Raw genomic sequence first — 25,112 nt, forward strand, 5'->3', positions numbered from 1 at the left:
TCATGCGGCCGCGCGCTGGCGCGTGGCGCTCGCCGGCGGGCTGGGCGGCGCCGGGCTGACGGGCGTGAGGTCGCGGACGACGGCGTCGTCCTTGGCGAGCACCTTCCCGTCCACCACCTGCGTGTCCGCGAAGATGTCGCCGATGCGGATGCCGAGCCGGTCCGAGACGATCATGTACGCCTCGAACGCCACGATGGGCACCCCGGCCACGAAGAACACCGGCCAGAGCAGCGGCACGGACCAGAACACCGCCACGAGCGCGAACGGCGCGTTGCGCAGCATCGACTCGTGGTAGCCGGCGGGGGCGCGCCGCGGGACCACCACGGTGCGCACGCCGAAGACCTTCTTGCCGATCGACTGGCCCTGCATGAGCCCGTCGGCGACGAGCAGGTAGAAGGCCGAGAGCACCGGCCCGATCTGCGGGGAGACCTGCGCGAGCGCGAACGCGACGGTGAGGTCGGCGAGGCGGGCCAGCCCCCGGAGCGTCAGGTCCGCCTTGGGATACGGGCTCCCCTCTCGCCGCGCATCGCGCATGCGGTCAGCGCTCCCGCGCCGCCGGCGGATCGCCGCGGACGAAGAACAGGTACGCGAGCGCGGGGCGGTGCGAGCCGTCGCGCGTCACGAAGTGCAGCGACTCGAAGCTCCAGCCCTCCCCCGTCCGCTCGTTCAGGGCGCGCTCCAGGGTCTCGTCGGACACCGGCGAGACCTCGACGACCTTGTACGTGGCGGGCTGGGGCACGGGCCGGAGCACGGTCAACGCTTCTTCCCGGTGAGGAGCTGGGCCGCGTGCTTCGCGTAGTAGGTGAGCACGAGGTCCGCGCCGGCGCGCCGGCAGCAGAGCAGCGTCTCGAGCACCACCCGGTCCTCGTCGATCCAGCCGCGCTCCGCGGCGGCCTTGATCATCGCGTACTCGCCGGACACGTGGTACGCGGCGGTGGGCAGGTCGAAGCGGTCGCGCACCTGGCGCACGATGTCGAGGTACGGGACGGCCGGCTTCACCATGATCATGTCCGCGCCCTCGGCGACGTCGAGCTCCACCTCGCGGAGCGCCTCGCGCCAGTTGGCGGGATCCATCTGGTAGCCCTTGCGGTCCTTGGGGATGCCCGGGCCCTCCACCGGCGCGCTCTCCGCCGCGTCGCGGAACGGGCCGTAGAACGCGCCCGCGAACTTCGCCGCGTAGGAGAGGATGGGCACGTCCTGGTAGCCGGCGCCGTCCAGCTCGGCGCGGATCGCCGCCACGCGGCCGTCCATCATGTCCGAGGGCGCCACGATGTCGGCGCCGGCGCGCGCGTGGGCGAGCGCCTCCTTGGCGAGGAGCGGCAGCGTCAGGTCGTTGTCGACCTGCAGCTCCTTGCTCGGGCCGCCGGCCTTCGACGCCTTGAGGATGCCGCAGTGGCCGTGGTCGGTGTACTCGCACATGCACACGTCGGTCATCACCACCATCCCGGGCACCTTCTCCTTCAGCGCCCGGATGGCCTGCGGGACGATCCCGTCGTCGGCGTACGCCTCGGTGCCCTGCGGGTCCTTGTGCGAGGGGATGCCGAAGAGGATGACCGAGCGGACGCCCGCCTCCCAGCCCTGCTGGACCTCGGCGACCAGCTCGTCCACCGAGAGCTGGAACACGCCCGGCATGCTCTTCACCGGGTTCCGCACCTTCGCGCCGGGGAGCACGAACAGCGGCCACACCAGGTGCTGGGGGGCGAGGGTGGTCTCGCGCACCAGGCTCCGGAGGGCCTCGGTGCGGCGCATGCGGCGGGGGCGGTGCTGGGGGAAAGGCATGGGCGTTTTCTAGCGCAGTCGGCGCCGCCGGGAAAGGCGGCCGAGTGCCCCGGGGGTCCACCCGGTCCGCCGGGCCGCCCGGCCGCCGGGCCTACGGCGACGGCGTGCCGGGCTCGAACACCTCGCGCATCACCAGCCCGCTCTGCAGCCGCGGGTAGAAGTAGGTGCTCTTCTGCGGCATCGTCTCGCCGGCGTCGCCCACCGCCTCGACCTGCCACATGGGCGTCGGGTTGACCAGGAAGCCGACCTGGTGCTCGCCGGACAGCACCCGGTTCACCGCCTCGCCCGCGTCGCGGACGTAGGTGAGGCTCTCCTGGTTCTCCTGGGCGCTGGCCGAGAGGCCGAGCACGTGCTGCAGCACCACCGAGTGGAGCACGGTGACGTCGAGCGCGCGGAGCGTCTCGTTGCGCGGGAGCTCCGCCTCCTCCAGGTCGGCCTCGTCGCGCAGCGTGAGCACGCGCGCCTTCTGGTCCTCGGCGGTGACCATCAGGAACGAGGACGACTTCCCGAAGTGCTCGGAGAGCTTGGCGATGGCCCAGGCGCGGCCGGCCGGGCGGCGGATGTCCTCGGGCAGCGTCTCGATCCTGAAGTAGCGCTCCAGCGCGCCGGTGAGCCGCGCCACGGAGAAGTCCTTCAGCCCGAACACCAGCCGGTGCGTCGGGAAGAGCATCAGGCCCGGGTCGCTCATCGGGCACAGGAACATGAGGATGTAGTTGTGCCCCGCGCCCGGCGGCAGCCCGGGCCGCTGCGCCTCCACCAGCTTGCGGTAGGCGAGCCCGGACACGTACCGGTGGTGGCCGTCGGCGATGAAGATCCGCTTGTCGGCCACCGCCTGCTGGAGCGCCGCCACCACCTCCGGCTGCTCGGCGCGCCAGAGCCGGTGGTGCACGCCGTCGTCGGAGTCGGTCTCGGCCACCAGCTCGCCGGCGGCGACCGCCTCCAGCGCGCGCGAGGTGGTCCGGTCCTCGTCGCGGTAGAGGCCGATGATGGGCGAGAGGTTGGCCCGGACCGCCTTCAGGATCTCGAGGCGGTCGGCGCGGGGCGCGGTGAGCGTCTTCTCGTGCGGGACGATGACGCCCTCGGAGAACTCGTGCAGCCGCACCGCCGCCAGGAAGCCGCGGCGCCGCGCCTGCCGCCCGTCGGGCGCCCAGAACGCCTGCTCCAGCGCGTACAGGGCCGGCCCGGGATCGCGGCGCAGGACCCCGCGCTGCATCCAGCCGGTCCAGAGCTCGGCGGCGCGCGTGTACTTGTTCGAGCCCGGCCCGTCGCCGGCGCGCTCCTCGCCGATGGCGACGTGGGCGATGTTCTCGGGGCTGCGGCGCAGCAGCTCGTCGCGCTGCTCCAGGGAGACGAGATCGTAGGGCGGGGCCAGCAGCTGGCCGAGGGCCCGGCCGCGGGTGGCGGCGTAACGGACGCCTCGAAACGGGACGATCTCGGCCATGGGGCCCCGGACCGTAGATCACGGCCCCGTACGGTGCAAGGCGCCGGTGGGGCCGCCGAGCGCCGCGGTCACCTGCTCGATGGACACGGCGCCGGGCCGCACCACCCGCAGCTCCTCGCCGGCGACCGCCACCACGGTGCTCGGGAGCCCCCCGGGCGTCGGGCCGGCGTCGAGCACGTGGTCCACAGCCGCGCGCAGGGCGGGGTCGAGCGCCTCGACCCGGTCCGGCGGCGGGCCGCCGGAGAGGTTCGCCGAGGTGGAGACCAGCGCCCCGCCCGCCATGCGCGCCAGCGCGCGCGCCACCTCCGACCCGGGGATCCGCACCCCGACGGTGCCGGAGCCCGCGGTGATGGCCTCGGAGAGGCCCGGCCGCGCCGGCAGCACCAGCGTGAGCGGCCCCGGCCAGAGGCGCCCGGCCAGCCGCGCCGCCGCGCCCTCCAGCGACGCCACCCGGTCCACCTGCTCCCGGTCGGCCGCGACGAGCGGCAGGGGCTTGCCCTCGGGCCGCAGCTTCGCGGCGGCGAGCCGGGCGAGCGCGGCGGCGTCGGAGGCGAGCCCCGAGCCCGTAGAACGTCTCGGTGGGATAGACCACGATGCCGCCGGCGCGCAGCACGGCGGCGGCCTCCGCGATCCGGGCCTCGAGCTGGGCGTCCATGCGCGGACTCTACCGCGCGCCGCGCCCGAGCAGCACCGCCGGGATGGTGCGCAGCACGATCCGCACGTCCTGCCAGAGCGACCACCGGTCGATGTAGTCGAGGTCGAGCTGCATCCAGCGGCCGAAGCCGACCTCGGACCGGCCGGACACCTGCCAGGTGCAGGTGAGCCCGGGCTTCACCGACAGCCGGCGCCGCTGCCAGCGCTCGTAGCGCCGGACCTCGTCCGGCAAGGGCGGCCGCGGGCCCACCAGGCTCATCTCGCCCCGGAGCACGTTCCAGAGCTGCGGCAGCTCGTCGAGCGAGGTGCGGCGCAGCACCCTCCCCACGCGCGTGACGCGCGGGTCGTCGCGCAGCTTGAACACCGGCCCGTCCATCTCGTTGCGATCGGCGAGCCGCGCCTGCTCCGCCTCGGCGCCGGCGCGCATGGAGCGGAACTTGTAGAGCGTGAAGGTGCGGCCGGACAGCCCGACCCGCCGCTGCCGGAACAGCACCGGGCCGGGCGAGTCGAGGCGCACCGCCAGCGCCACCGCGCCGAGCAGCGGCGAGAGCACCGCGAGCGCGAGCGCGCTCGCCGCCACGTCGATGGCCCGCTTCGCGAGCAGCGGCAGCGCGTCCTGCGGCGCGGAGGCGTAGGAGAGCACGGGGATGCCGTCGAGGTCCTCGACGGTGAGCCGGCCGTGGCGGGGCGGGAACGGCTCGAGGCCGATCTTCGCCACCACGCCCTGCTCCTGGCAGGCCGCCACCGCGGCCTCCATCTCCGGCAGGCGGTCGCGCGGGACGGCGAACACCACCAGGTCCACCACGTGCCGCTCCAGCACCGCCGCGAGCTCGTCCACGCGGCCCAGCACCGGGCCCGGGATGCCCCGCCGCGGCGCGCCCTCCTCGAGGACGAAGCCCGCGAACGTGAAGCCCCACTCCGGCCGCGCCAGCAGCCGCTGCCGCATGGCCCGCGCCAGCGGCCCGCTGCCCACCACCGCGAACGCGCGCGTGTTGTGCCCGCGCCGCCGGGCCTCGTGCGCCAGGGTGCGGACCGCCACGCGGCTGCCCGCCAGCAGCACCAGCGCGATCGCGTGCCAGCCGAGGAGCAGCAGCCGCGAGAGGTCCCGGTCGCGCCCGAGGAAGCTCGCCGCCGCGACGCCCAGCGCCAGCAAGCCGACCGCGCGCGCCAGCCGGAGGATCTCCTCGCGGCGCGACCGGGTGCGGTACTGACCGTACACCCCGGCGGCCCCGGCCGCGGCCGGCCAGAGCGCGAGCGCCACGGCGAGCCAGGCGAGGTGCCGGCCGGCCGGGAGCAGCGGCGGCACCGCCGGGACGTCCACGGCCGCGCGGAGCGCGAGGGCGAGCCCGAACGCGGCCGCCACCAGCGCCAGGTCGAGCGCGCGCAGCCCCGCGGAGACCGCCCCTGCCCGCTCCTTCAGCATGCATTCACCGTGTGTGACCCCGGCCGGCGGACGCCGCCGGTGCCACCAACGTCGCGACGCGCGCGCCCGCCCGGAAGCCCGGGCGCGGGGCGCAGCCCTGGCCGCGGCGCGGCCCCGGGCGCCCGGGCGCACCGTCCGGGCTCACGCGACGCTCTCCCCTCCCCGCCGCGGCCGGGCCGCCGTGCCGCCGGGGCCGGTCGAGCCGGCGGCCGTGCCCGCCGCGAGCCGGGCCTCGACCGAGATGCTCCGGGTGTGGCGCGTCGCCCCCCAGCGCCGGTCCCGCCGGCGCAGCAGCCCCGCCACCAGCAGGGGCGCCCAGGCGGCCTGCAGGAGCAGCGTGTACCCGTAGCGGAGCGCCACCCGCGCCGGCACGCGCTCCGCGGCGAGCGCCGCCACCGGGAACGCCACCGGGCACGCGAGCAGCGGCAGCCAGGCGGCGAGCGGGACGTGCGGGGCGCCCGCCGGGTGGCCCAGCGCCGCGGCCGCCACGCGCGCCGCGACCACCGCGCCCGCGAGCATCGCCACCGCCGACCTCGACGGCTGCAGGCAGGCCACCGCGCCGTCCAGCGCCGCGAGGTCGCGGTGCCGGAGCGCGCGCCAGAGCAGCGGCAGCGTGTGGCGGCGGGCCACGTCGAGGTGGCCGCGCGCCCAGCGGACGCGCTGGCGCCACGAGGCGGCGAGCGTGGCCGGCTTCTCGTCGTAGGTGACCGCCTCCGGGGCCCACTCCACCCGCACGCCGGCGCGGAGCAGCCGGAGCTGCAGCTCGCGGTCGTCGGTGAGGCAGGCGGGATCCGGGGGCCAGGCGCGCAGCACCTCGGTGCGGACGCAGTAGCCGGTGCCGTTCAGGAGCGCGGAGAAGCCGAGCCGCGCGCGCGAGCGCTCGAACAGGCGGGCCGCGACCGCGTGCTGGAGCGCGCTCGCCTGCGTGATCCAGCTGTCGTCCGGGTTCTTCGCCTCGATGGTCCCCTGGAGCACGCGGGCGCCGGCGGAGAGCCGGGCGTCCATGGCGGAGAGGAAGCCGGGCGCCATGACGTTGTCGGCGTCGAACACGCACACCGCGTCCGCCGGGTAGAGCGCCAGCGCACGCTCGCGGGCCCAGGCGAGCGCGTGCCCCTTGCCGAGGTCGCGGGGATCGCGCCGCTCCAGCACCGCGTCGGCGCCGGCGGCGCGCGCCCGGGCCGCGGTGTCGTCGGCGCAGTTGTCCGCGACCACCACCACCCGGAACAGCGACCGCGGGTGATCCTGCCGGAGCGCGGCCCGCACCGCGTGCGCCACCACCGCCGCCTCGTCGTGGGCGGGGACGAGCACCAGGAAGCGATGGCGGGGCGGCGCCGTCGCGGGCGCGCGGCGCGGGAGGAAGCCCGCCAGCGCCACCGCGAACGTGTACGCCATGAGGGCGAACAGGCCCCACTCGATCGCCGCCGCCACCGCCTGCGCCATCCGCGCTCCCCGGACGGCGTCCCGCGCACGCGTGCCCCCCGGGTCGCACCGGCGCCGCCGTCTCGCGGAGGATCTGCGTGCACCCCGGGCGCGCGACAAGGCTCCGGGCCGCCGGGGGGCCCGGATGCCCGCGGCCGTGCTTCACCCACCGTCACGTGGGCCGGCCGGCGCCGGCGCCGGCCCCGGCCGCTCCGGTGCCGGCAAGGCCGCGCGCGGGGCGCAGGGCGCGCGCCGCGAGCACCGCGGCGCCGATCGCCAGCCCGAGCAGGAGGTGCTGGATGGGGAAGCGGTAGCGCATCTGCCCCGCCCAGGGTTCGAGGGCCGGGCTGAGCGCGGCGTTCACCGCCGCGATCACCCAGAGCGTCGCGAGCGCCGCGCCCGCCCCGGCCGGTCCCGGCGCGTCGTCCCCGCGGCGGCGGCGGCGCGCGCGCAGCCAGAGCGCGAGCGGGGGCAGGAGCAGCGCGGCCGCGGAGAGCCACGGCATCCCCACCCGCCACACCGCCTCCGCGTCGCGCGCGGCGCGGTGCTGCCAGGCCCCGGGCGGCCACTGCGGCGGGCCGTCCGGCCGGGCGCTCCACCCCAGCTGCAGCGCGAAGCGGCCGAGGAGCTGCTCCGCCGCGTCCGCCCACACGCGCACGTAGCCGCCCGGCACGGCCGCGAGGGCGCGCAGCGCGACGCGCTCGGCGACCGGCTCCGCCGCGGCCACCTCGAGCCGCCCGGCCGCCTCCGCCCGCTCGGGCGCGACCACCGCCGCGAGCGGCCCCACGGCGCGCCACCACCCGATCCACTCCCGCCCCTGCTCGGCGGCGAGCCGCTCGTACACCTCGCGGATCCGGGCCTGGTCGGGCGGGAGGTGGCGGTACACCGCCGGGTGGCCGACGTGGTTGAGGAGCGAGAGCCCCGCGCCGGGGGAGAACTCGAACCGGCCGGCGCGCGCGAGGTTCACCGACGCCATCGCCAGCACGACGGCCGCGACCGCCGCCCACGCGAGCGCCACGTCGCGCCGCGCGAGCGCGCGCCTCGCCGCGAGGAGCAGCGCCGCCAGGAGGTACACGCCGGCGGAGGCGAGGAAGATGGGGCGCACCAGCGCGGCCGCGACCCACAGCAGGCCCGCGCCGACGACCGCCCCGCGCGCCCGGCCGGCGAACGCCGCGGCGGTGGCGAGCGCGGCGCCGCACACCAGCGCCAGGCAGAGCGTCTCGGAGTAGAGGGTCACCGCCATGAACAGCAGGTCCACGAAGGAGAGCGCGGCGAGGCCCGCGGCGAGCGCGGCGGCGAGGCTGCCGGTGAGCCGGCGGACCAGCGCGTACGCGAGCACGACGCTCGCGACCCACAGCGCCGCCTGCGCCCCGGCGACCCTCCCGAGGTCGGGCGCGCGCCCTCCCACGAGCGCGACGAACGCGGGGTAGCCGGGCATGCGCAGCCCGAGCGGCGGGAGCTCGCCGCGCGCGAGGTGGCCCGCGTCGTGGAGGTAGGACGGGGTGTCCCAGAAGCGGGCCGGCTCCAGGCCGCCCAGCATCCCCCAGGCCTCGAGCGCGCCCGCCACGAGGAGCGCGAGGGCAGCCAGGGCGCCCGCGCGCCCCACGGCGCGCCCCACGGTGCGATCGACGACGCGGCCGCGCGCCCCCGCCGCGCCGCCGGCCTCGTTGCCCGCAGCGTCCATCGCGCCACCTTAGCGCGCCCGGAGGCCCGTCCGCGGCGCCGCGCGCGGGAGGCCATCAGCGGGGCGCCCGCGCGCCCCCGCCGGCGCGCCGGCGGCGGGGCGCCGGGCGCTGGCCACGCGTGCGCCCGCCCCCTAGCTTTCCACGTGCCCATCGCCCTCGAGCGCGAGCCCCGCCAGCCCGATACCCTCCCCGATCCGGACGCCCCGGAGGCGGATCGCCTCCCCGAGGAGCTCGCCGCCGCGCGCGCGGTGGCCGAGCGCGAGCGCCGGCGCGCCGAGGCGCTGGAGGAGCGGCTCCGGGCCGTCGAGGGCGCGCTCCACGACGTGGAGGCGAGCCGCGCCTGGCGCGCGGCGCTCCTGTACTACCGCGTCCGCGACGCGGTGCCGGCCGTGGCCTGGGCGCGGCGGGCGGCGCGCGCGCTGCGCCGGAGCGTGCGGGCGCGGCCCGGCGCGGGCGGGCCGGAGCGCGCCCCGGCGCGGCTCCCCGCGGCGGGCGGCGCCGGGCCGCTCGCCGGGATGACGCTCGGCCACCGCGGCCGGGTCAGCGTGGTCCTGCCGGTGTTCGACCAGGCCGACCTCCTGCCGGCGGCGATCGAGAGCGTCCTCGCCCAGACCCACCGCGACCTCGAGCTCGTCGTCGTGAACGACGGCTCGCGCGACGGCGTCGAGCGGGTGCTGGACCGCTACGCCGATCACCCGCGGGTGGTGGTGCTCACCCAGCCGAACCAGAAGCTCCCCTCGGCGCTGAACAGCGGGTTCGCCGTCGCGACCGGCGAGTGGTTCACCTGGACCTCCGCCGACAACCTGATGCTGCCGAACCAGCTCGAGGTGCTGGTGGCCCGGCTCCGCGCCCGGCCCGACCTCGCCATGGTCTACTCGGACTACCAGGCCATCGACGGCGAGGACCGGCCGCTCCGCGACCCCGCCTTCCGGCCGCAGGACCAGGATCCGCGCGACCCGAGCCGCATGCGCCTGCCGCGCGAGGTCACCACCGAGAACCTGCTCCGGAGCGGCGACAACTTCATCGGCGCGAGCTTCCTGTACCGGCGCGACGCGGCCCGCCTGCTCGGCCCGTACGCCGAGGACACGTTCGGCGGCGAGGACTACGACTACTGGCTGCGCATGCACGCGCTGTTCGCGATCGGGCACGTGGACGAGGTGCTCTACCGGTACCGCGTCCACGCCAACAGCCTGAACGCCCGGGCGCGGGCGCTGCGCATCGCCGACGCGGTGGACCGGCTGCGCGCGCGCCACGAGGCGCGGCTGGCGGCCCTGGCCGCGCCGCCGGCCTGGCGCTGCATCGGGCTGGCGGTCCCGGGCGTGCGGCTCGCCGGGCCGGGCGAGCCGTGCGACGTCTCGGCCCACCTGCTCTCCCGCCGCGACGACCCCGCGGTGGAGGAGGCGGCGCGCCGGCCGGAGGTGCTGCGGGTGTGCGTGGTGGACCTGCCGCTCGACGCGCTGGAGCGCGAGGCGCTCGCCCCGTACGACCTCCTCCTCACCCGCGAGCCCGGCGCGCAGGCGCTCGCGAGCCGCTGGTTCCCGGAGCGGGCGTTCCTGCTCGACCCGTCCGCCGCCGCGCCGCTGCTGGCGCGCGTCGCCGCCTACCGCCTGTTCGAGAAGCGCCGCGTGCCCGCGCCGCGGCACCCGCCGGCGCGCGTCTACCCGGTCGCCTCGCCGCTGCGGGTGGGGCTCCAGGCGGAGGGGCTCGACCGCGGCGGCCTGGAGCAGGTCGTGGCCGACCTGGCGCTCAACCTCCCGCGCGAGCGGGTCCGCGCCACGGTGCTGGTGCACGCGCGCGCGCCCGGGGCCATCGGCGCGCGGCTGCGCGAGGCCGGGGTGGACCTCGTGATCACCGGCGGGGACGAGCGGCGGCTGGCGCGGGCGGTGGAGGAGCGGAAGCTCCAGGTCATGAGCCTCCACTACAGCGTGGCGGGCGCGCGCGACCTCGCGCGGCGCGGGCTCGCGAGCGTGTACACCGCGCACAACGCCTATGTCTGGATGGAGGGCGCGGAGCGGGCGCGCCGGGCGGCGGCGCTGCGCGGCATGGACCTCGTGGTGGCGGTCTCGACGCCGGTCGAGCGCTACGTCGAGGAGGTCTTCGGCGTGGACGCGCGGCGCCTGCGGGTCATCCCGAACGGCCTCGACCCGCGCGGCCTCGACGCCCCGCCCGCCTCGCGCGCGGCGCTCGGGATGCGCGACGGGGACGTGGCGTTCGTGCAGGTGGGACGGTTCGCGCGCGAGAAGCTGCAGGGCGTGACGCTCGAGGCGTTCCGCCGGATCGCCGGCGGGCTCCCGACCGCGCACCTGGTGCTGGCGGGCGCGCCGGCCGACGCCGGCTACGCGGCCGAGGTGACCGCCGCCATCCGGCGGGCCGGGCTCGAGGACCGCGTGCACCTCGTCCACCGGGCGGGGCGGGCCGAGGTGGCGGGGCTGCTCCGGATCGCGGACTGCCTGGTGCAGCCGTCGCTCGTGGAGGGCTGGAGCGTGGCGGTGATGGAGGCGATGTACCACGGGGTCCCGCTCGTGCTCACCGACGTCGGCTCGGCGCGGGAGGTGGTGCGCGGCGGCATCGGCCTGGTGCTGCCGAACCCCTACCCGCGCCTGGCGGCGCTCGACCTCGCGGAGCTGCGCGCGCTCGCCCGCAGCTACCCGGAGGCGAACCTCGCCGCGCTGGCGGAGGCCATGCGCGAGGTGGCGCTGCGCCGCGACGCGTGGCGGGCGCGGGCGGCGGCGGGCCGGGCGCGCGTGCTCGGCGAGCTGGACGTCGCCACCATGGCGCGCGCCTACGCCGACGCGTTCGAGGACGCCTGGCGCCGCGCCCGCAAGCCGGCGGCGCGCTGACGCCTCAGGCGGCCCCGAGCGCCCGGAGCACCTGCTCGACGCGCGCGGCCCAGGTGTTCGCGGCGACGGCCCGCTCGCGCAGCGAGCGGTGCGCCGGATCGTCCCGCCGGCCGAGCGCGGCCCGCAGCGCGGCCAGGAACGCGTCCGGCCCCTCGGCGACCGCGACCGCCGGCTCGCCGAGGCACGCGTCGATCGGGGTCGAGACCACCGGCGCGCCCGCCGCGAGGTACTCGTGGAGCTTCACCGGCGAGGCGGCGCGGGTCACCTCGTCCAGCACGAACGGGATCATCGCCGCGTCCAGGCGGCAGGCGTACCCCGCGAGCGCCGGGTGCGGCTTCTCGCCGAGCACGTGGACGTTGGGGCGCGGCGCGAGCCGGGCGAGCGCGCCGCCGTAGTCCGCCCCGAGCAGCACGAACGAGAGGTCCGGCGCGCGCGCGGTCACCGCGTTCAGGAGCGCCCAGTCCACCCACGGCGCGAACGCGCCCATGTACCCGACCACCGGCCGGCCCCGGGCGAGCACCGCGGCGAGGTCCTCCGGGATCGGCGCGCCGGGCGGGAGCGCGAAGTCCTCCGGCGCCACCGCGTTCGGCACGAGCAGCACGTCCTCGCGCAGCGGGCGCAGCCCCTCCGCGAGCCGGGACGCGGTGGCGAGCACCCGCTCCGCCTCGCGCGCCAGGGCGGCGCGATCCGCCTCCATGGCCGGCCCGTGCAGCGGGTCGAGCGAGGCGTGGTCCACGCAGTCGTAGACGAGGCGCGGCCGGCGCAGGAGCGCCGCGTGGACGCGCTGCTGCGGCCACATCAGCCAGAGCACCGGCCGCTCCAGCTCGCCGGCCAGGCGCAGGTCGGAGGCGAGGAACAGCCCGGGCTCCAGCTCGCGCAGCCCGTCCACCTCGTCGCGGGCCGGGTCCGGGGTGCAGAACACCACCGCGCAGCCGCGCCGGGCGAGCGCCCGGGCGAGCTGCTGCGGCCGCTGCCGCAGGAAGGTCCAGGGGAGGAGCGGCGGGAACACCACCGCGGCCGGCGCGCCGCGGGCGCGGGCGGCGAGCGCGCGGAGGGCCTCCCCCGAGCGCCCGCGCGGCGGCCCCGGGGCGACGGCGCGCTCCGCCAGCGCCCGCACGTGCGCGCGGTAGGGCGGGTCGGCCGAGGGCGGCGGCAGCCGGAGCCCGGCCGCGAGCGCGCGGGCGGCCGCGGCGCCGTCGCGGAGCGGGTCGGGCGCGCCCAGCGCATCCGCGGCGGCGGCGGCGCAGGACCGGCCGTCCTCCTCCGCCCCCGAGCGCCACCGCGCCCGCGCGCCCCGCAGCGAGCCGCGCAGGACGTCGCCGGGCGCGCGGCGGAGCGCCCCGAGCAGCCGGCCCGCCGCGTAGCCGCGCGGCGCGCGGGCCGCCTCGAGCGCCGAGGCGAGCGCGCCGGCCTCGCGCGAGAGCCAGCCCTCGGCCCCGGCCAGCGCCGCCGCGAGCGCGTCGCGCTCCGCCCGCCACGCGTCCCGCTCCGCCGCCAGCGCCCGGTTCACCGCGGCGAGCGCCGCCGCGCGCGCGGCGAGCGCCGCCACCGCCGGCGCCGGGCGCGGCGGCAGGTCGGGCGCGCCGCGGCGCGCGTACACCGCCAGCGCCTGCGCGCCGGGCCAGCGCGACCCCGGGCGCCTCGACACGTCCTCGGCGCGGAGGTCCCAGAGATCGAAGCCGGCCACCTCGGCCGGGAAGCTCTCCCACTCGAACGTCGCCTCGTGCTCGGGGATGCGGTCCCGCTCCTCGAACGGCACGAGCAGGACGGCCCAGCGCCGCACCCGGCCCAGCGCCGCCGCCAGCGCGCCCCAGGGGTCGCGGAAGTGCTCCAGCGTGTTGGAGGTGAACAGCGCGTCCACCTCGCCGGGCGGCGCGCCGTCGGCCCGCTCGAACGCGAGGCCGGGGTGGCGGCGCCGCGCGGCGGCCACCGCCGCGGCGGACACGTCCGCGCCCGCCACCGGCAGGCCGAGCCCGGCCGCCAGCGCGGCGGTCCCCTCCCCCTCGCCGCAGCCGAGGTCGCACACCGTGGCCCGGCGGGCGCGCAGGTCCTCGACCACCTCCGGCGCGAGCAGCGACAGCCCCACCTCGGCGAAGAACCGCGCCTGCGCCGGCCCGCCGTGGGCGTCCCAGTCGCCGGTGGCGAAGCGCGCCTCCCAGTACGCGGCCGAGTTCACGGCGTGCGCGGCCATGGCGCCTCCTCCCCGCTCCGGCCGGCCCGCGCCGCCGCGAGCAGCAGCGCCGCGAGCGGCACCAGGAACGCGACCCGAGACTGGTAGCGGCCGTTCGGCGAGGAGAGCGCCCCGCACACCGCCGCGTTCGCCACCACGCCGGCGAGCAGCACCGCCGCGAGCGCCCGCGCGTCCGCGCCGCGCCGATCGCGCGGCCTGCGCAGGAGCAGCGCCGCCGCGGCGAGCGCGCCGAGCCCCACCGAGGCCCGCTCGGCCCGCTCCAGCCCGCCGAGGTCGAGCGTCCCGCGCCGCTGCCGGCCGGCGTCGTAGGCGGCGAGCTGCGCCGGGAAGCTCCGCGCCAGCATCTCGTGCGACCAGCCGCCGGCCGCCTCCGCCGAGTCCACCCAGCGCAGGTCGAAGCGCACCAGCTGCTCGGCGCCGCCGCGCACCGCGTCCGCCGCGTGGCGGGCCAGCCAGCGGGGCTCCGACAGCGACGCCCGCACGATGCTCCGGCACTCGGCGATGCCCGCCGGCGAGAAGCCGCCGATCCGGTAGAACGGGCTGTCGGGCCGCCACACGAACCGGTCGATGTCGTGCGGCACCCGGGCGCGCCACCGGCACAGCCGCCAGCCGGCCTGCGGGCAGCGCGCCGCCAGCACCTCGTGCAGGAGCCCGGTCTCGGCCATGCGGCCGGCCAGGAACACCGGGGAGGCCGGCACGAGCGTGAGGCCGGCGCCCAGGTGGTGGTTCAGCGCGGCGAGCCCCGCGGCGCCGGCCGCGACGGCGAGGGCGGCCACCGCGACCCGGCCGGCCCGGGCCAGCCGCCCGGGCGCGCGCCGCAGGGAGACCGCGAGCGCGCCCGCGCAGACCAGCGCGCCGATGGGCAGGAGCGAGGCGTGCGACGCGACCGCGAGCGCGACCACCCCCCACGCGCCGGCCCGCGCCGCCGGGCCGGCCCGCTCGCCCAGCAGGAGCGCCAGCGACAGCAGCGCGCCGGGCGCGAGCACGTCGGGGAGCAGGTGGCCGGCGGTGACGCCGGCGCTGGTGAGCGCGGCGAGGCCGAGCGCGGCGAGGGCCGCCCAGGCGCCCGGCCGCGGGGCGCCGGCGGCGCGGAAGGCGGCGCGGAGGAGCGCCGCGAGCAGCAGCGCCTGGGCCGCCACGACCAGCCAGGGCCAGCGCCCCAGCGCCACGGCGCGCGCCACCAGGCCGTAGACGATGGGGCGATCCGGGTTGGGCTGGAGCACTCGCGCCGATTCGAGGTAGGTGCCGGTGTCGGAGTAGACGAGCGGGAAGCCGTTGTGGAGCGCCACCGCCGAGAGCGCCGCGGCCGCGAGGGCCAGGCCGGCCGCGGCCGCCGCCGCGCCCGCCGCGCGCCGGCCGAGCGCCGCCCCCGCGCGCCGCGCGCGCTCCGCCCCGGCCGCCGCCGCGAGCACCGCCTCGCCCACGCGCCCTCCGCTCAGCCGGTCCGCGCCACCGGCGGCGGCGTGAAGCCCTGCAGCTCCCGGTAGCGCCGGATGGCGTCGGCGGGCGCGCCGTCGTGGCACACGCCGCCCCGATGCAGGAGCAGCACCCGCCGGCACACCGCCGCCACCTGGTCCATCTGGTGCGAGACGAGGAACAGCGTGGTCCCGCCGGCGAGCAGCGCGCGGATCCGCTCCAGGCAGCGCGCCTGGAAGCGCTCGTCGCCCACCGCCAGCACCTCGTCCACCACCAGGATCTCCGGCTCGACGTCCACCGCGATGGCGAACCCGAGCCGCGCGTACATGCCGGAGCTGTAGTTCTTCACCGGCACGTCCTCGAAGCCCTCCAGCTCGGCGAACGCGAAGATCCGCTCCAGCCGCCGGGCCATGTCGCGCCGGGCCCGGCCCATCAGCGCGCCGTTCAGGAACACGTTGTCGCGCCCGGACAGCTCGGGGTCGAACCCGGCGGCGAGCTCGATGATGGGCGCCACCCGCCCCTCCACCCGCACCCGGCCCTCGGTCGGGCGCAGCACGCCGGCCGCCAGCTTGAGGAGCGTGCTCTTCCCCGAGCCGTTCGCGCCGACCAGCCCCACCGCCTCGCCCGGGCGCACCTCGAAGGTCACGCGGCGGAGCGCCCACAGCTCGTCCGCCTCGCGCAGGTGCCGGAACCCGCCCAGCACCGCCTCCTTGAGCGAGCGCACCCGCTCCCGGTGCAGGCGGTAGCACATCCCCACGTCGTCGAAGGTGATCGTCCCGGTCATGTCAGAGGTGGTGGATGTGGCCGTGCTCGCAGCGGGTGAACACCGCGGCGCCGAGCGCGAGCGAGCCGAGCGCGGCGAGCACCGCGAACGCGACGGTGGCCGGCGCGGGGGAGCGCCCCTCGTACACGGCGTCCTGGAAGAGCCGCACGATGGGCGCGGCGGGGTTCGCGGCGAGCACCGCGCGCAGCGCGGGCACCGGGAGCTGCTCGAGGAAGCTCGCCGGGTAGAACACCGGCGTCACGTAGAACCAGACCTGGAACAAGAGCTCGACGAGGTGGCGCAGGTCGCGGAAGAACACCGTCGCCGAGGAGAGCAGCAGCGCGAGCCCGGCCGTGAACGCGGTCGCGCAGGCGAGCGCGAGCGGGAGCCACGCCCAGCTCGCGCCGGGCGGCCGGCCGGCGGCGAACGCCAGGAGCGCCAGCGCGGGGAGCGAGAGCAGCGCGTCGGCGAGCTTCGAGCCCACCACCGCGAGCGGGTACACCGCCTGCGGCACGGCCACCTTCCGGATGAGCGACTGGTTCCCGACCAGCGCGGTGGACGCGCCGGTCGTCCCCACCGCGAGCAGCGACCACGGGAGCAGCCCGCACAGGACGAAGAGCGGGTAGTCGGGGACGCCGATCCGCAGGATGGTCGAGAACACCAGGGTGTAGACGACCATCTGGAGCAGCGGGTTGAGCAGCGTCCAGATCATCCCGAGGACGCTGCGCTTGTAGCGGACCTTGAGGTCGCGCAGCACCAGCAGCGCGAGCAGCTCGCGGAAGCGCCAGACGTCGGCGGCGGCGCGCGCCAGCGCGGGCGCCGCGGGGGGCGCGGCGGGGCGGGTCGGCGAGGCGGAGGGAGAGAGCGCGGTCACGTCCGAGGGAACGTAGGCGTCGATCGCTCGCCCGGGCACCCGCCTGCCCCGCGCGGTCGTGCGTCCCGGCTCAGGAGACGGCCCGCAGCACGGGCCGCGCGCGGGACGCCCCGCCGGAGCGCGGGTGCGCCAGCACGGCGGCCGCCGCGAGCAGGAACCCGTTCGCGTACAGCGGCTCCATGGCCCACAGGACGTCGTGGACGAGCGCGTTCACGCTCAGTGCGGCGAGGGCCGCCAGCGCCCCGGCCGAGGCGGCGCGGGCGAGCGCGTCGCCGGCCCGGCGGGCGCGCAGGAACGCGCGCACCAGCAGCGCCACCCAGGCGAGCACCGCGCCGGCGAGCAGCGGGCCGCCCTCGGCCCAGGCGGAGAGCGGCGTGTCGTGGCACCAGGAGCGCACCGGGGTGTCGGCGCTGTAGGTCTCGTAGTAGCGCCGGCCCACCACGGGGAGCGCCTTGTAGCCGACCCCGGTGAGCGGGTGATCGGCGATCACCGCCAGGCAGGCGCGCCAGATGGCGGCCCGGTCGGCGTTGGTGTCGGCGGAGAAGGCCCGCTCCAGCCGGACGCGCAGGTCGGGGACGGCGCAGCCGGCCGCCACCGACGCGGCGATGGTGAGCGGCAGCGCGACGCGCCGGACCCGCCGCCCCGCCGAGAGCGCCAGCGCCACCGCGGCCACGGCGAGGCCGGCCCAGGCCGCGCGCGAGGTGGTGAGCACCACCGCCCAGGCGGCGCCCCCCGCGCCGAGCGCGAGCGCGAGCCGGGTGCGCCGGCGCAGCGGCGCCAGCAGCGCGAGCGCGGCCGCCAGCGCGGCGAGCGGCGTGAGCGAGAGCGCCAGCCGCGTGTACCAGCTGAACAGGCCGACCGCCCCGTAGCGCCCGGTGGGCACGTCGAGCGGGCCGACCCCGGTGTAGAGCGTGGCGCGCAGCGGCGCGTCGCGCAGGCCGAGCGCGTGGAGCAGGTCGAAGCCGGTCCGGTGCTGCGCCCAGGCGATCGACGCGGGCACGAGCGCCGCCACCGCCCAGGCCACCACCAGCGCGAGCGCCCGGCGCCGCGGCGCCTCGGGATCCTCGCCGGGATCGCCGCGCTCGATCGCGAGCAGGATCACGAGCGGGACGCCGAGGCCCCGCGCGTAGAGCACGTGATCGAGGCGCCCCGCGCCGGCGCCGGCCAGCGCCGCGATCGCGATCGACGCCAGCGCCGCGCCGAGCAGCACCACCGTCGCGAGCGCCACCTGTGCGCCCGGCGCCGCGACCCGCGGCCCGCGCCCGCCGGCGGCGCGCCGCAGGAGGAGCGCCCCCAGCGCGACGCCCGCGCCGATCTGCATCCCGGCGATGGAGACGGGGAGCGAGATCGCGGTCAGCGCGGCGCCGGCCCAGGCCAGGCGCACGAGCACCGCGCGGGCCGCCTCGGCCCGCCCTCCCTCCGCGTGAACGACCACCGCTTCGGCCCGGCGCACTCGGGCGCAAGGTGGGGCGCCGGGCGGCCGGGCGCGAGCGGGGTGTTGGGGGCGGGGGCGCCGGGCGGGTCACCGCGCCCGGTGCACCGCGATCGCGCCGAGCGCCAGGAACACCAGGTTCGGCGCCCAGGAGGCGACCCACGGGGCGACGCGCCCGGAGAGGCCGAGCGCCTCGCTCACGCCCTGCATGCCCCAGAACAGGAGCGTCACGCCCACCGCCTCGAGGAGCGCCGCGGACAGGTGCCCCTTGCGGTCGCGCCGCAGCGCGAGCGCCAGCGCCAGCAGCGCGCCGGGGATGCCGGCGAACGGGTACGCGAGCCGGTCGTAGCGCTCGAGCTGGAACTCGGTCACCGGCTGGCCGAGCCGCTTGCGGATCCCGATCTGCCGGATGAGCGTGTTCCAGCGCATCTGGTCGGGCTTGCCGGCGATGACGGCGAACGCGTCGGGCGGCTCGTCGAACGCGTACCGCTTGCGCTCCGCCCGCTCCAGCGCCATCGACCCGTCCGGCCGGAAGGTCCGGTCCTCGACGTCCTCCAGGATCCAGGCCCGGCCGTCGGGGTGCATCCGCGCGGCGTCGATCCGCCGCGCCAGCGTGAACGCCTCGGAGAGCTCGTACACGGTGACGCGCTCGAAGCCGCCGTCGGGCAGGTTGCCGCGCAGGTGGTACACGCGCTTGCCGTCCACGCCGCGGAACCAGCGCTTCGGCTCCCGCGCGGCGAGGAACCGGCGCAGGTTGCCGCCGCGCGCGAAGCGGTGCGCGGTGATCTCCTCGGCGCGCTCCGCCGCCTGCACGCCCACCACGTCGTTCAGCACCACCAGCACGCCGCCGGCGAGCAGCGTCACCGCCAGCACCGGGACCGCCAGCCGCCACGGGCCGAGCCCCACCGCGCGCATGGCGGTGTACTCGCGCGTCTGGCGGAACATGGACGTGGCGATGCCCGCGCCGAGGATCAGCGCCGCCGGGGCCACCATGTACGTGACGCCGGCGGCCTTGTACGCGTAGAGCTGCAGCACCGCCGGCAGCCAGCCGGCGCCGGTGTACGCGGCGGCGTTGTCCACGAAGTCCACCGCCAGGTAGATGCCGACCACGCCGGCCAGCGCCACCAGGAATGCGCCGAGCATGCGGCGCGCGACGTAGCGGAACAGGATCACCGCACCGCCTCGGGCCCGCGCCGCGCCATGAGCAGGACCAGCACCAGCCCGGCCGCGCCCAGCACCAGGTTCGGGAGCTGCAGCGCCAGCGCCGCCGGCAGGTGGCCGAGCTGCGTGAGCACCTCGCCGCCGCGCAGCAGCAGGTAGTGCAGCACCACCAGCAGGAAGGTGGCGCCGATGCCGAAGGCGCGGCCGCCGCGGCGCTCCGCGCCGAGCGGGACACCGAGCAGCGCGAAGGCGACGACCACCAGCGGCGCGGAGAGCTTGCGGTGGAGGTAGCCCTCCTGCCGGCGCACCTCCATGACGTCGCCCTTCTCGCGCGCGGCGGCGGCGCGGGCGCGCAGGTCGGACACGGTCGCCTCGCGGCTCGACTTCGCGAGCACGTTGCGATCGCTGAGCGCGGTGCCCAGCCCGACCAGCAGCTCGGCCTTGCCGAACGCGGCCGAGGCGTAGTCGGCGGTGCCGACCTCCTCGCGGTGCACCTCGCCCTGCTCCAGCACCAGCCGCATGTCCTGGCCCGCGCCGACCGGCTCGAGGCGGCCGCGGCGCGAGAGCGCCAGCATGGGCGCGTCCGGGTTGGAGCGGTCCTGGATGAGCACGTTCTCCCAGCGGCCGCCGCGCGCCCGCTCCGTGTAGATCGTGTAGCCGGGGATCTGGTCGTAGAACGTGCCGCCGCGGACGTCGTTCGTGACGTTGCGCTTCACCACGTCGTTGAGGCGCAGGCGCGCGGCCCGGATGCTGGCGGGCTCGACCGAGAGCGACAGCCACGCGCCCAGCGCCGCCACCACCAGGCCGAGGAGCAGCGGCACGCGCACCAGGCGCACCGGGGACAGCCCCGCCGCCCCGAGCGCCACCACCTCGCGGTCCTCCGCCAGCCGCCCGACGCCGAGCACCACGCCCAGCAGGAACGCCACCGGGATGACGTAGCCGAGCAGGTGCGGCATGAGGGACAGCATCACCAGCCCGACGTCCACGAGCGAGACGCCCGAGCCGAACAGGACGTCCGCCTGCCCCAGGATCTGCGTGGCGAGCAGGATCTGCGTCAGGAACAGCAGGGCCGCGGCGAACGGGAGGAGGATCTCCCGTGCCAGGTAGCGGTCGATCAGGCCCACGCGCCCGGCTATCCCTTCGCGCCCAGCCTGGCCTGGAGCGCGGCGTCCTTCGCCTCGACCTCCTCGGCCATCTTCCGCCGCTGCGCGCGCACGCGCTCCGCCACCTCGGGATCGGCGCGAGCCACGATGCGCGCGGCGAGCAGGCCGGCGTTGCGGGCGCCGGCCTTGCCGATGGCGAGCGTGCCCACCGGCACGCCGGCCGGCATCTGGGCGGTGGAGAGCAGCGCGTCGAGGCCCTTCAGGTCGCTCGCGGCGAGCGGGACGCCCAGCACCGGCAGCTCGGTCTCGGCGGCGCAGACGCCGGCGAGGTGCGCGGCCGAGCCGGCGCCGCAGATGATCACCTGGATGCCGCGGCCGGCCGCCTCGCGCGCCAGCTTGCCGGTGCGCTCGGGCGTCCGGTGGGCGGACGACACGTGGACCTCGGTCGCGACGCCCATGTCCTCGAGCGCCTTGCGCGCCTCCGACATCGCCTCCCAGTCCGAGTCGGAGCCCATCAGGATCAGCACCTTGGGTTCGCTCATGGCTTCTTGCCGATGTCCTTTCGGTACTGCATGCCGCGGAAGCGGATCGGCCGGTGGCGGCGTAGGCCCGCGCCGCGGCGTCGTCGAGATCGCGGCCCAGCGCGCAGACCGTCAGCACGCGCCCGCCGCTCGTCACCACGCGGCCGGCCGCGTCCGCGGCGGTGCCGGCGTGGAACACCTGCACGCCCTCGTCGAAGGGGCCGTCCAGCCCGTCGATGGCGTCGCCGCGCGCCACCTCGCCCGGGTAGCCCTCGGCGGCGAGGACCACGCCCACCGCCGCGCGCGGGTCGAACGCGATCTCGGCGCCGGAGAGGTCGCCGCGCGCCGACGCGAGCAGCGCCGGCACCACGTCGCTCGCCATGCGGAGCAGGATGGGCTGGGTCTCGGGGTCGCCCAGGCGCGCGTTGAACTCGAGCACCCGCGGGCCGCGCGGCGTGAGCATCAGGCCGGCGTAGAGCGCGCCGCGGAACGGGCGGCCGCGCCGGGCCAGCTCCCGCACCGCCGGGAGCAGCACGTCGCGCTCGACCATCTCGGCCACCGCGGGCGTGACGTTCGGCGTGGGCGAGAACGCGCCCATGCCGCCGGTGTTGGGCCCGCGGTCGCCGTCGAAGATGCGCTTGTGGTCCTGCGCGGCCGCGAGCAGCCGGATCCGCTCGCCGTCGGTGAAGCAGATGCAGCTCGCCTCCGGGCCCTCCAGCCGCTCCTCCACCACCACCCGGGCGCCGGCGCCGCCGTGCACCCGGTCCACCAGCATGGCGCGGAGCGCGGCCTCCGCCTCGGCGGCGTCGCCGCACACCACCACGCCCTTGCCGGCGGCGAGGCCGTCGGCCTTCACCACCACCCGGCCGTCGCGGGCCCGCGCCCACGCGACCGCCGGCGCGACCTCCTCGAACGTCTCGTACTCCGCGGTCGGGATCCCGGCCGCCCGCATCACGTCCTTGGCGAACGCCTTCGAGCCCTCGATCTCGGCCGCGGCGGCGGCGGGCCCGAACGCCGGGACGCCGGCCTCCTGGAGCCGGTCCACCAGCCCGGCGACGAGCGGCGCCTCCGGGCCGACGACCACCAGGTCGATGGCGTTCTGCCGCACCCACGCGACGAGGCCGGCCACGTCGGTCGCGGCCAGCGGGACGAGCGTGGCGACGCGCGCGATGCCCGGGTTGCCGGGCGCGGCGAAGAGGGCCCGCACCAGCGGGCTCCTCGAGATCTTCCAGGCGAGCGCGTGCTCGCGGCCACCCGATCCGACGACGAGGACTCGCATGAGAACCCGGGCTTATACCACGGGCCGCCACGGCGGGAGGGCCGCCGGAGGCGCGCACCGAGGGGGTCCCCGCGCGGCGGGGGCGGGGTCGCCGCCGCCGCGTGGCCGGCGATCAGTGCCGGAAGTGCCGCATGCCGGTCGCGACCATGGCGATGCCGGCCTTGTCGGCGGCGGCGATCACCTCGGCGTCGCGCATCGAGCCGCCGGGCTGGATGATGGCCGTGGCGCCGGCCTTGATGATCTCCTCCACGCCGTCGGCGAACGGGAAGAACGCGTCGGAGCCCACCGAGGAGCCGCGGACGTCGAGCGCCGCCTTCATGACCGCGGTCTTCACCGACTCCACCCGGCTGGTCTGGCCGCCGCCGATCGCCACGGTCCGGTCGTCCTTCGCGAACACGATGGCGTTCGACTTCACGTGCTTCACGACCTTCCAGGCGAACAGCAGGTCCTTCCACTCCTGCTCGGTGGGCGCGCGCTTCGTCATCACCTTGCAGTCCTCGCGGCGGACCGAGCCCAGGTCCCGGTCCATCACCAGCAGGCCGCCGGGGATGGAGCGGAGCTCGCGCCCCTCCTCGGGGCGCCGGCGCCAGGTGGCGCGGGCGGCGCCGAGCCGCGGGGCCTCGAGCAGGCGGAGGTTCTTCTTCACCGCCAGCGCGGCGCGGGCGGCGGCGTCGTAGCCGGGCGCGATCACGCACTCGAGGAACAGGCTGGTCAGCTCCGAGGCGGTGGCCTCGTCCACCGGCCGGTTCAGCGCCACGATGCCGCCGAACGCCGAGACCGGATCGCACTCGCGGGCGCGCGCGAACGCCTCGCCCGCCGTGCGGCCCGTGGACACGCCGCAGGGCGTGTTGTGCTTGATGACGACGCAGGCGGTCTCGTCGAACTCCATCACGCCGGCGAGCGCGGCCTGCAGGTCGAGCAGGTTGTTGTAGCTGAGCTCCTTGCCCTGCAGCACCTGGGCGAACGCGACGCTCGGCTCCTCCGGCTCGCGGGCCGCGCGGTAGAACGCGCCGGCCTGGTGCGGGTTCTCGCCGTAGCGCAGGTCGTACGCCTTCGTGTAGACCGCCGCCAGCGTGGCGGGGAAGTGCGCCGGCGCGGCGTCGGGGGCCTCGCGCGCGGTGAGGTACTCGGAGATGGCGGCGTCGTACGCGGCGGTGTGCGCGAACGCCTTCTTCATCAGGTAGAAGCGCGTCGCGTCCGACAGCGTGCGCGTCGCCTCGAGTTCCGCCGCCACCTTGTCGTAGTCGGCCGGATCGACCACCACGCCCACGTGCGCCGAGTTCTTGGCGGCGCTCCGCACCATGGTCGGCCCGCCGATGTCGATCTCCTCGACGCAGGTCTCGAACGGCTTGCCGGCGGCGACCGCCTCGCGGAACGGGTAGAGGTTCACGACCACCAGGTCGATGGGCGGGATGTCCCGCGCCTTCACGTCCGCCTCGTCGGAGGCGAGGCCGCGCCGGTAGAGGATGCCGCCGTGCACGCGCGGGTGGAGCGTCTTCACGCGGCCGCCCAGGATCTCCGGGGCCTGCGTGTAGTCGCCCACGCCGATCACCGGGATGCCGGCCTCGGCGAGCGCCTTCTGCGTGCCGCCGGTGGAGAGCAGCTCCACGCCGAGGGCGGCGAGCCGCCTGGCGAAAGCAACGAGACCGGTCTTGTCGGAGACCGAGACGAGCGCGCGGCGAGTCATGTCGGGCTTCCTCCGTGGGAGGGCGCCCTTGTAACGCTCGCGGCGACACCTTTCAAGGGCGTGGGTGGCCAAGGCCCCGCCGCAGCGGGGCCCCGCCGGACCCTTCGGCAAGCTCAGGGTTCGTGGGGCGGGGCGCAGCCCCGTTCGATCAGAACCCTTCGTCCTCGGCGGCGAGGTCCGCCGCGGTCCGCGGCTCGTCCTCGGCGACGGCGCGCAGCTTGAGCAGCCCGCGGGTCTCGACCTGGCGGATGCGCTCGCGGGTGAGGTTCATGATCGAGCCCACCTCCTCGAGCGTGATCCCGCCCCGGTCGGCCACGTCGAGCGCGCAGGTCTCGCCCAGCTCCCACACCTCGCGGTCGGGGAAGTTGAGCTTGATGGAGCCGGTGGACGGGTTCACGTCCAGGTAGAGGTGGTGCTTGCAGGAGATGAACATGCAGGGCCGCGGCCCGTTGGCGCACTCGGCCCGGGACCGCGGGCGGCGCGCCTCCATCTCCTTCATCACCTCGTCCAGCTCGGGGTCGACCAGGCCGAACGCCCGCTGGCGCCGCAGCTCGCGCGCGATCTCCTTGCGCGACATGGTCTTCGAGCGCCGCCGCCCGCGCTGCCCCTCCCCCGCGTCCTGACCCGCCGCCGTCTCCTCGGCCTCCGGCTCCAGCCCCTGCCGCTCCGGCGCGGGCTCCGCGCTGCGCTTCGCCTCGCTCATCCCCTGCCCTCCCTCTCCACCTGCGGCGCCCCTGAGGGCACCGGCCACCATCCACCTCGGGCACCACCCACCGCTGCCGCTAGCCGGCCCGGACCGCCTCGTCCGCGCCCACCGTCGCGACCGCGCCACCCACCCGCTCGATCCGCCCGAGCGCCGCCTTCAGCTGGCGCTCGGCCTGCACGAGCTCGTCCTCGAACCGCTTCCGGCGCGGGTGCGACCGCGCCTTCTCCGCCAGCTCCGCCAGCAGCGCGTGGAGCCCCTGCTCCACGTCCTCGAGCCGGTTGCGCACCGTCACGAAGCTGCCGCGGATGTCCTCGACCGTGTAGCCCTCCGCCATCATCCGCTTGATGAGCGCGATGCGCCGCACCACCGACACCGGGTAGAGGCCGGTGGAGCCGGTGTGCTTGCCCTTGCGGCCCACCCGCCGGCTCCGGGGCAGCAGCCCCAGCTGCACGTACTTCCGGAAGGTCGCCGCCGACAGGCGGGCGCCCCGCGACTCGAACAGCCGGACCACCTCACCGCTCGTGATCCCGCCGGCGCGCTCCCGCTCCAGGCGGGCGATCTCGTCGTTGCGGAGGAAATCCACTCGATCGATTCGCTTGAGAGTTGAACATCGAAAACTTGATTTCGAGGCTAAGCCATTGAATGGCGAACGTCAATGGACGAAGGCGCGGCACGGGCGGGGCGTGGACGCGCCGCCCGGGCGCGGGCGCGCCTGCGACACGGCCGTACCTGGGGTGA

20 protein-coding genes and 1 pseudogene are annotated in these 25,112 nt (G+C 77.2%); 1 reads left to right on the plus strand and 20 read right to left on the minus strand.

The genetic code is table 11. The annotated features are described in order from the left end of the window. The 8 genes from ACOQFB_RS14150 to ACOQFB_RS14185 all read right to left on the minus strand — a co-directional run bounded on the left by ACOQFB_RS14150 (position 1) and on the right by ACOQFB_RS14185 (position 8,400). Positions 1-534, minus strand: a complete 534-nt coding sequence (locus ACOQFB_RS14150; RefSeq protein WP_059438616.1) for an RDD family protein — start codon at positions 532-534, stop codon at positions 1-3. 4 nt (positions 535-538) lie between these two features. After that, on the minus strand, positions 539-751 hold the full coding sequence (locus ACOQFB_RS14155; RefSeq protein WP_237758077.1) for a DUF4177 domain-containing protein: 213 nt from the start codon (positions 749-751) through the stop codon (positions 539-541). Between the two features lie 2 nt (positions 752-753). Further along, entirely contained in the window at positions 754-1,779 is a 1,026-nt protein-coding gene (gene hemB / locus ACOQFB_RS14160; RefSeq protein ID WP_059438614.1) for a porphobilinogen synthase, read from the minus strand. 91 nt (positions 1,780-1,870) lie between these two features. After that, complete coding sequence (locus ACOQFB_RS14165; RefSeq protein ID WP_059438613.1) at positions 1,871-3,220, minus strand: DUF1015 domain-containing protein; 1,350 nt, start codon at positions 3,218-3,220, stop codon at positions 1,871-1,873. A gap of 18 nt (positions 3,221-3,238) precedes the next feature. Then, positions 3,239-3,805, minus strand: a complete 567-nt coding sequence (locus ACOQFB_RS14170; RefSeq protein WP_494492585.1) for an L-threonylcarbamoyladenylate synthase — start codon at positions 3,803-3,805, stop codon at positions 3,239-3,241. A 79-nt stretch (positions 3,806-3,884) separates the two neighbouring features. Then, positions 3,885-5,297 carry a sugar transferase gene (locus ACOQFB_RS14175; RefSeq protein ID WP_421610603.1) on the minus strand — a complete coding sequence of 471 codons (1,413 nt, stop codon included), beginning with the start codon at positions 5,295-5,297 and terminating at the stop codon, positions 3,885-3,887. A gap of 141 nt (positions 5,298-5,438) precedes the next feature. After that, positions 5,439-6,737, minus strand: coding sequence for a glycosyltransferase family 2 protein (locus ACOQFB_RS14180; RefSeq protein WP_059438610.1), 1,299 nt, complete (start codon positions 6,735-6,737; stop codon positions 5,439-5,441). A gap of 151 nt (positions 6,738-6,888) precedes the next feature. After that, the gene (locus ACOQFB_RS14185) at positions 6,889-8,400 is read right to left on the minus strand and encodes a hypothetical protein (protein ID WP_421610604.1); all 1,512 of its coding nucleotides are present in this window, start codon (positions 8,398-8,400) and stop codon (positions 6,889-6,891) included. A 144-nt stretch (positions 8,401-8,544) separates the two neighbouring features. On the opposite strand from ACOQFB_RS14185, the gene ACOQFB_RS14190 reads away from it, so the two are divergent. Then, entirely contained in the window at positions 8,545-11,241 is a 2,697-nt protein-coding gene (locus tag ACOQFB_RS14190) for a glycosyltransferase (RefSeq protein WP_421610605.1), read from the plus strand. Positions 11,242-11,245: 4 nt separating this feature from the next. Here the strand turns inward: ACOQFB_RS14190 and ACOQFB_RS14195 are convergent, their stop codons facing one another. The 12 genes and pseudogenes from ACOQFB_RS14195 to ACOQFB_RS14250 form a co-directional block, all read right to left on the minus strand. Next, positions 11,246-13,432 carry a glycosyltransferase gene (locus ACOQFB_RS14195; RefSeq protein WP_494492254.1) on the minus strand — a complete coding sequence of 729 codons (2,187 nt, stop codon included), beginning with the start codon at positions 13,430-13,432 and terminating at the stop codon, positions 11,246-11,248. After that, positions 13,414-14,856: a hypothetical protein gene (locus ACOQFB_RS14200; RefSeq protein ID WP_421610998.1), complete on the minus strand. Its 1,443-nt coding sequence runs from the start codon at positions 14,854-14,856 to the stop codon at positions 13,414-13,416. Before ACOQFB_RS14200 ends, ACOQFB_RS14195 begins: the two co-directional genes overlap by 19 nt. An 11-nt stretch (positions 14,857-14,867) precedes the next feature. Then, the gene (locus tag ACOQFB_RS14205; protein WP_059439583.1) at positions 14,868-15,632 is read right to left on the minus strand and encodes an ABC transporter ATP-binding protein; all 765 of its coding nucleotides are present in this window, start codon (positions 15,630-15,632) and stop codon (positions 14,868-14,870) included. A gap of 1 nt (position 15,633) precedes the next feature. Beyond that, entirely contained in the window at positions 15,634-16,485 is an 852-nt protein-coding gene (locus ACOQFB_RS14210) for an ABC transporter permease (protein ID WP_421610997.1), read from the minus strand. Positions 16,486-16,555: 70 nt separating this feature from the next. Then, positions 16,556-17,938 (minus strand): O-antigen ligase family protein, encoded by a 1,383-nt coding sequence (locus ACOQFB_RS14215; protein WP_421610996.1) that lies wholly within the window; start codon positions 17,936-17,938, stop codon positions 16,556-16,558. A gap of 69 nt (positions 17,939-18,007) precedes the next feature. Further along, on the minus strand, positions 18,008-19,090 hold the full coding sequence (locus tag ACOQFB_RS14220; RefSeq protein ID WP_059439165.1) for an LptF/LptG family permease: 1,083 nt from the start codon (positions 19,088-19,090) through the stop codon (positions 18,008-18,010). Beyond that, positions 19,087-20,202, minus strand: coding sequence for an LptF/LptG family permease (locus ACOQFB_RS14225; protein WP_421610995.1), 1,116 nt, complete (start codon positions 20,200-20,202; stop codon positions 19,087-19,089). Before ACOQFB_RS14225 ends, ACOQFB_RS14220 begins: the two co-directional genes overlap by 4 nt. Before the next feature lie 8 nt (positions 20,203-20,210). Beyond that, the gene (purE, locus tag ACOQFB_RS14230) at positions 20,211-20,723 is read right to left on the minus strand and encodes a 5-(carboxyamino)imidazole ribonucleotide mutase (RefSeq protein ID WP_012525445.1); all 513 of its coding nucleotides are present in this window, start codon (positions 20,721-20,723) and stop codon (positions 20,211-20,213) included. Next, positions 20,720-21,981 (minus strand): annotated as a pseudogene (gene purD / locus ACOQFB_RS14235) (phosphoribosylamine--glycine ligase). Before purD ends, purE begins: the two are co-directional and overlap by 4 nt. A 112-nt stretch (positions 21,982-22,093) precedes the next feature. Then, positions 22,094-23,668, minus strand: coding sequence for a bifunctional phosphoribosylaminoimidazolecarboxamide formyltransferase/IMP cyclohydrolase (gene purH / locus ACOQFB_RS14240; RefSeq protein WP_421610993.1), 1,575 nt, complete (start codon positions 23,666-23,668; stop codon positions 22,094-22,096). Positions 23,669-23,816: 148 nt separating this feature from the next. Next, a complete protein-coding gene (locus tag ACOQFB_RS14245) occupies positions 23,817-24,371 on the minus strand; it encodes a sigma factor-like helix-turn-helix DNA-binding protein (RefSeq protein ID WP_421610992.1) in 555 nt (184 codons plus the stop codon). 79 nt (positions 24,372-24,450) lie between these two features. Continuing rightward, positions 24,451-24,957, minus strand: coding sequence for a MerR family transcriptional regulator (locus ACOQFB_RS14250; protein WP_421610991.1), 507 nt, complete (start codon positions 24,955-24,957; stop codon positions 24,451-24,453). Positions 24,958-25,112 lie beyond the last annotated feature (155 nt).

The organism is Anaeromyxobacter sp. Red801, assembly GCF_049201065.2.
In the GTDB taxonomy this organism is placed as follows: Bacteria; Myxococcota; Myxococcia; order Myxococcales; family Anaeromyxobacteraceae; genus Anaeromyxobacter.

What these genes read in the sequence shown, in the direction of transcription:
- ACOQFB_RS14150 (WP_059438616.1), bottom strand. Translation starts at nt 534, where the DNA reads ATGCGCGATGCGCGGCGAGAGGGGAGCCCGTATCCCAAGGCGGACCTG.
- hemB (WP_059438614.1), bottom strand. Translation starts at nt 1,779, where the DNA reads ATGCCTTTCCCCCAGCACCGCCCCCGCCGCATGCGCCGCACCGAGGCC.
- ACOQFB_RS14165 (WP_059438613.1), bottom strand. Translation starts at nt 3,220, where the DNA reads ATGGCCGAGATCGTCCCGTTTCGAGGCGTCCGTTACGCCGCCACCCGC.
- ACOQFB_RS14175 (WP_421610603.1), bottom strand. Translation starts at nt 5,297, where the DNA reads ATGCTGAAGGAGCGGGCAGGGGCGGTCTCCGCGGGGCTGCGCGCGCTC.
- ACOQFB_RS14180 (WP_059438610.1), bottom strand. Translation starts at nt 6,737, where the DNA reads ATGGCGCAGGCGGTGGCGGCGGCGATCGAGTGGGGCCTGTTCGCCCTC.
- ACOQFB_RS14185 (WP_421610604.1), bottom strand. Translation starts at nt 8,400, where the DNA reads ATGGACGCTGCGGGCAACGAGGCCGGCGGCGCGGCGGGGGCGCGCGGC.
- ACOQFB_RS14195 (WP_494492254.1), bottom strand. Translation starts at nt 13,432, where the DNA reads ATGGCCGCGCACGCCGTGAACTCGGCCGCGTACTGGGAGGCGCGCTTC.
- ACOQFB_RS14205 (WP_059439583.1), bottom strand. Translation starts at nt 15,632, where the DNA reads ATGACCGGGACGATCACCTTCGACGACGTGGGGATGTGCTACCGCCTG.
- purE (WP_012525445.1), bottom strand. Translation starts at nt 20,723, where the DNA reads ATGAGCGAACCCAAGGTGCTGATCCTGATGGGCTCCGACTCGGACTGG.
- purH (WP_421610993.1), bottom strand. Translation starts at nt 23,668, where the DNA reads ATGACTCGCCGCGCGCTCGTCTCGGTCTCCGACAAGACCGGTCTCGTT.
- ACOQFB_RS14245 (WP_421610992.1), bottom strand. Translation starts at nt 24,371, where the DNA reads ATGAGCGAGGCGAAGCGCAGCGCGGAGCCCGCGCCGGAGCGGCAGGGG.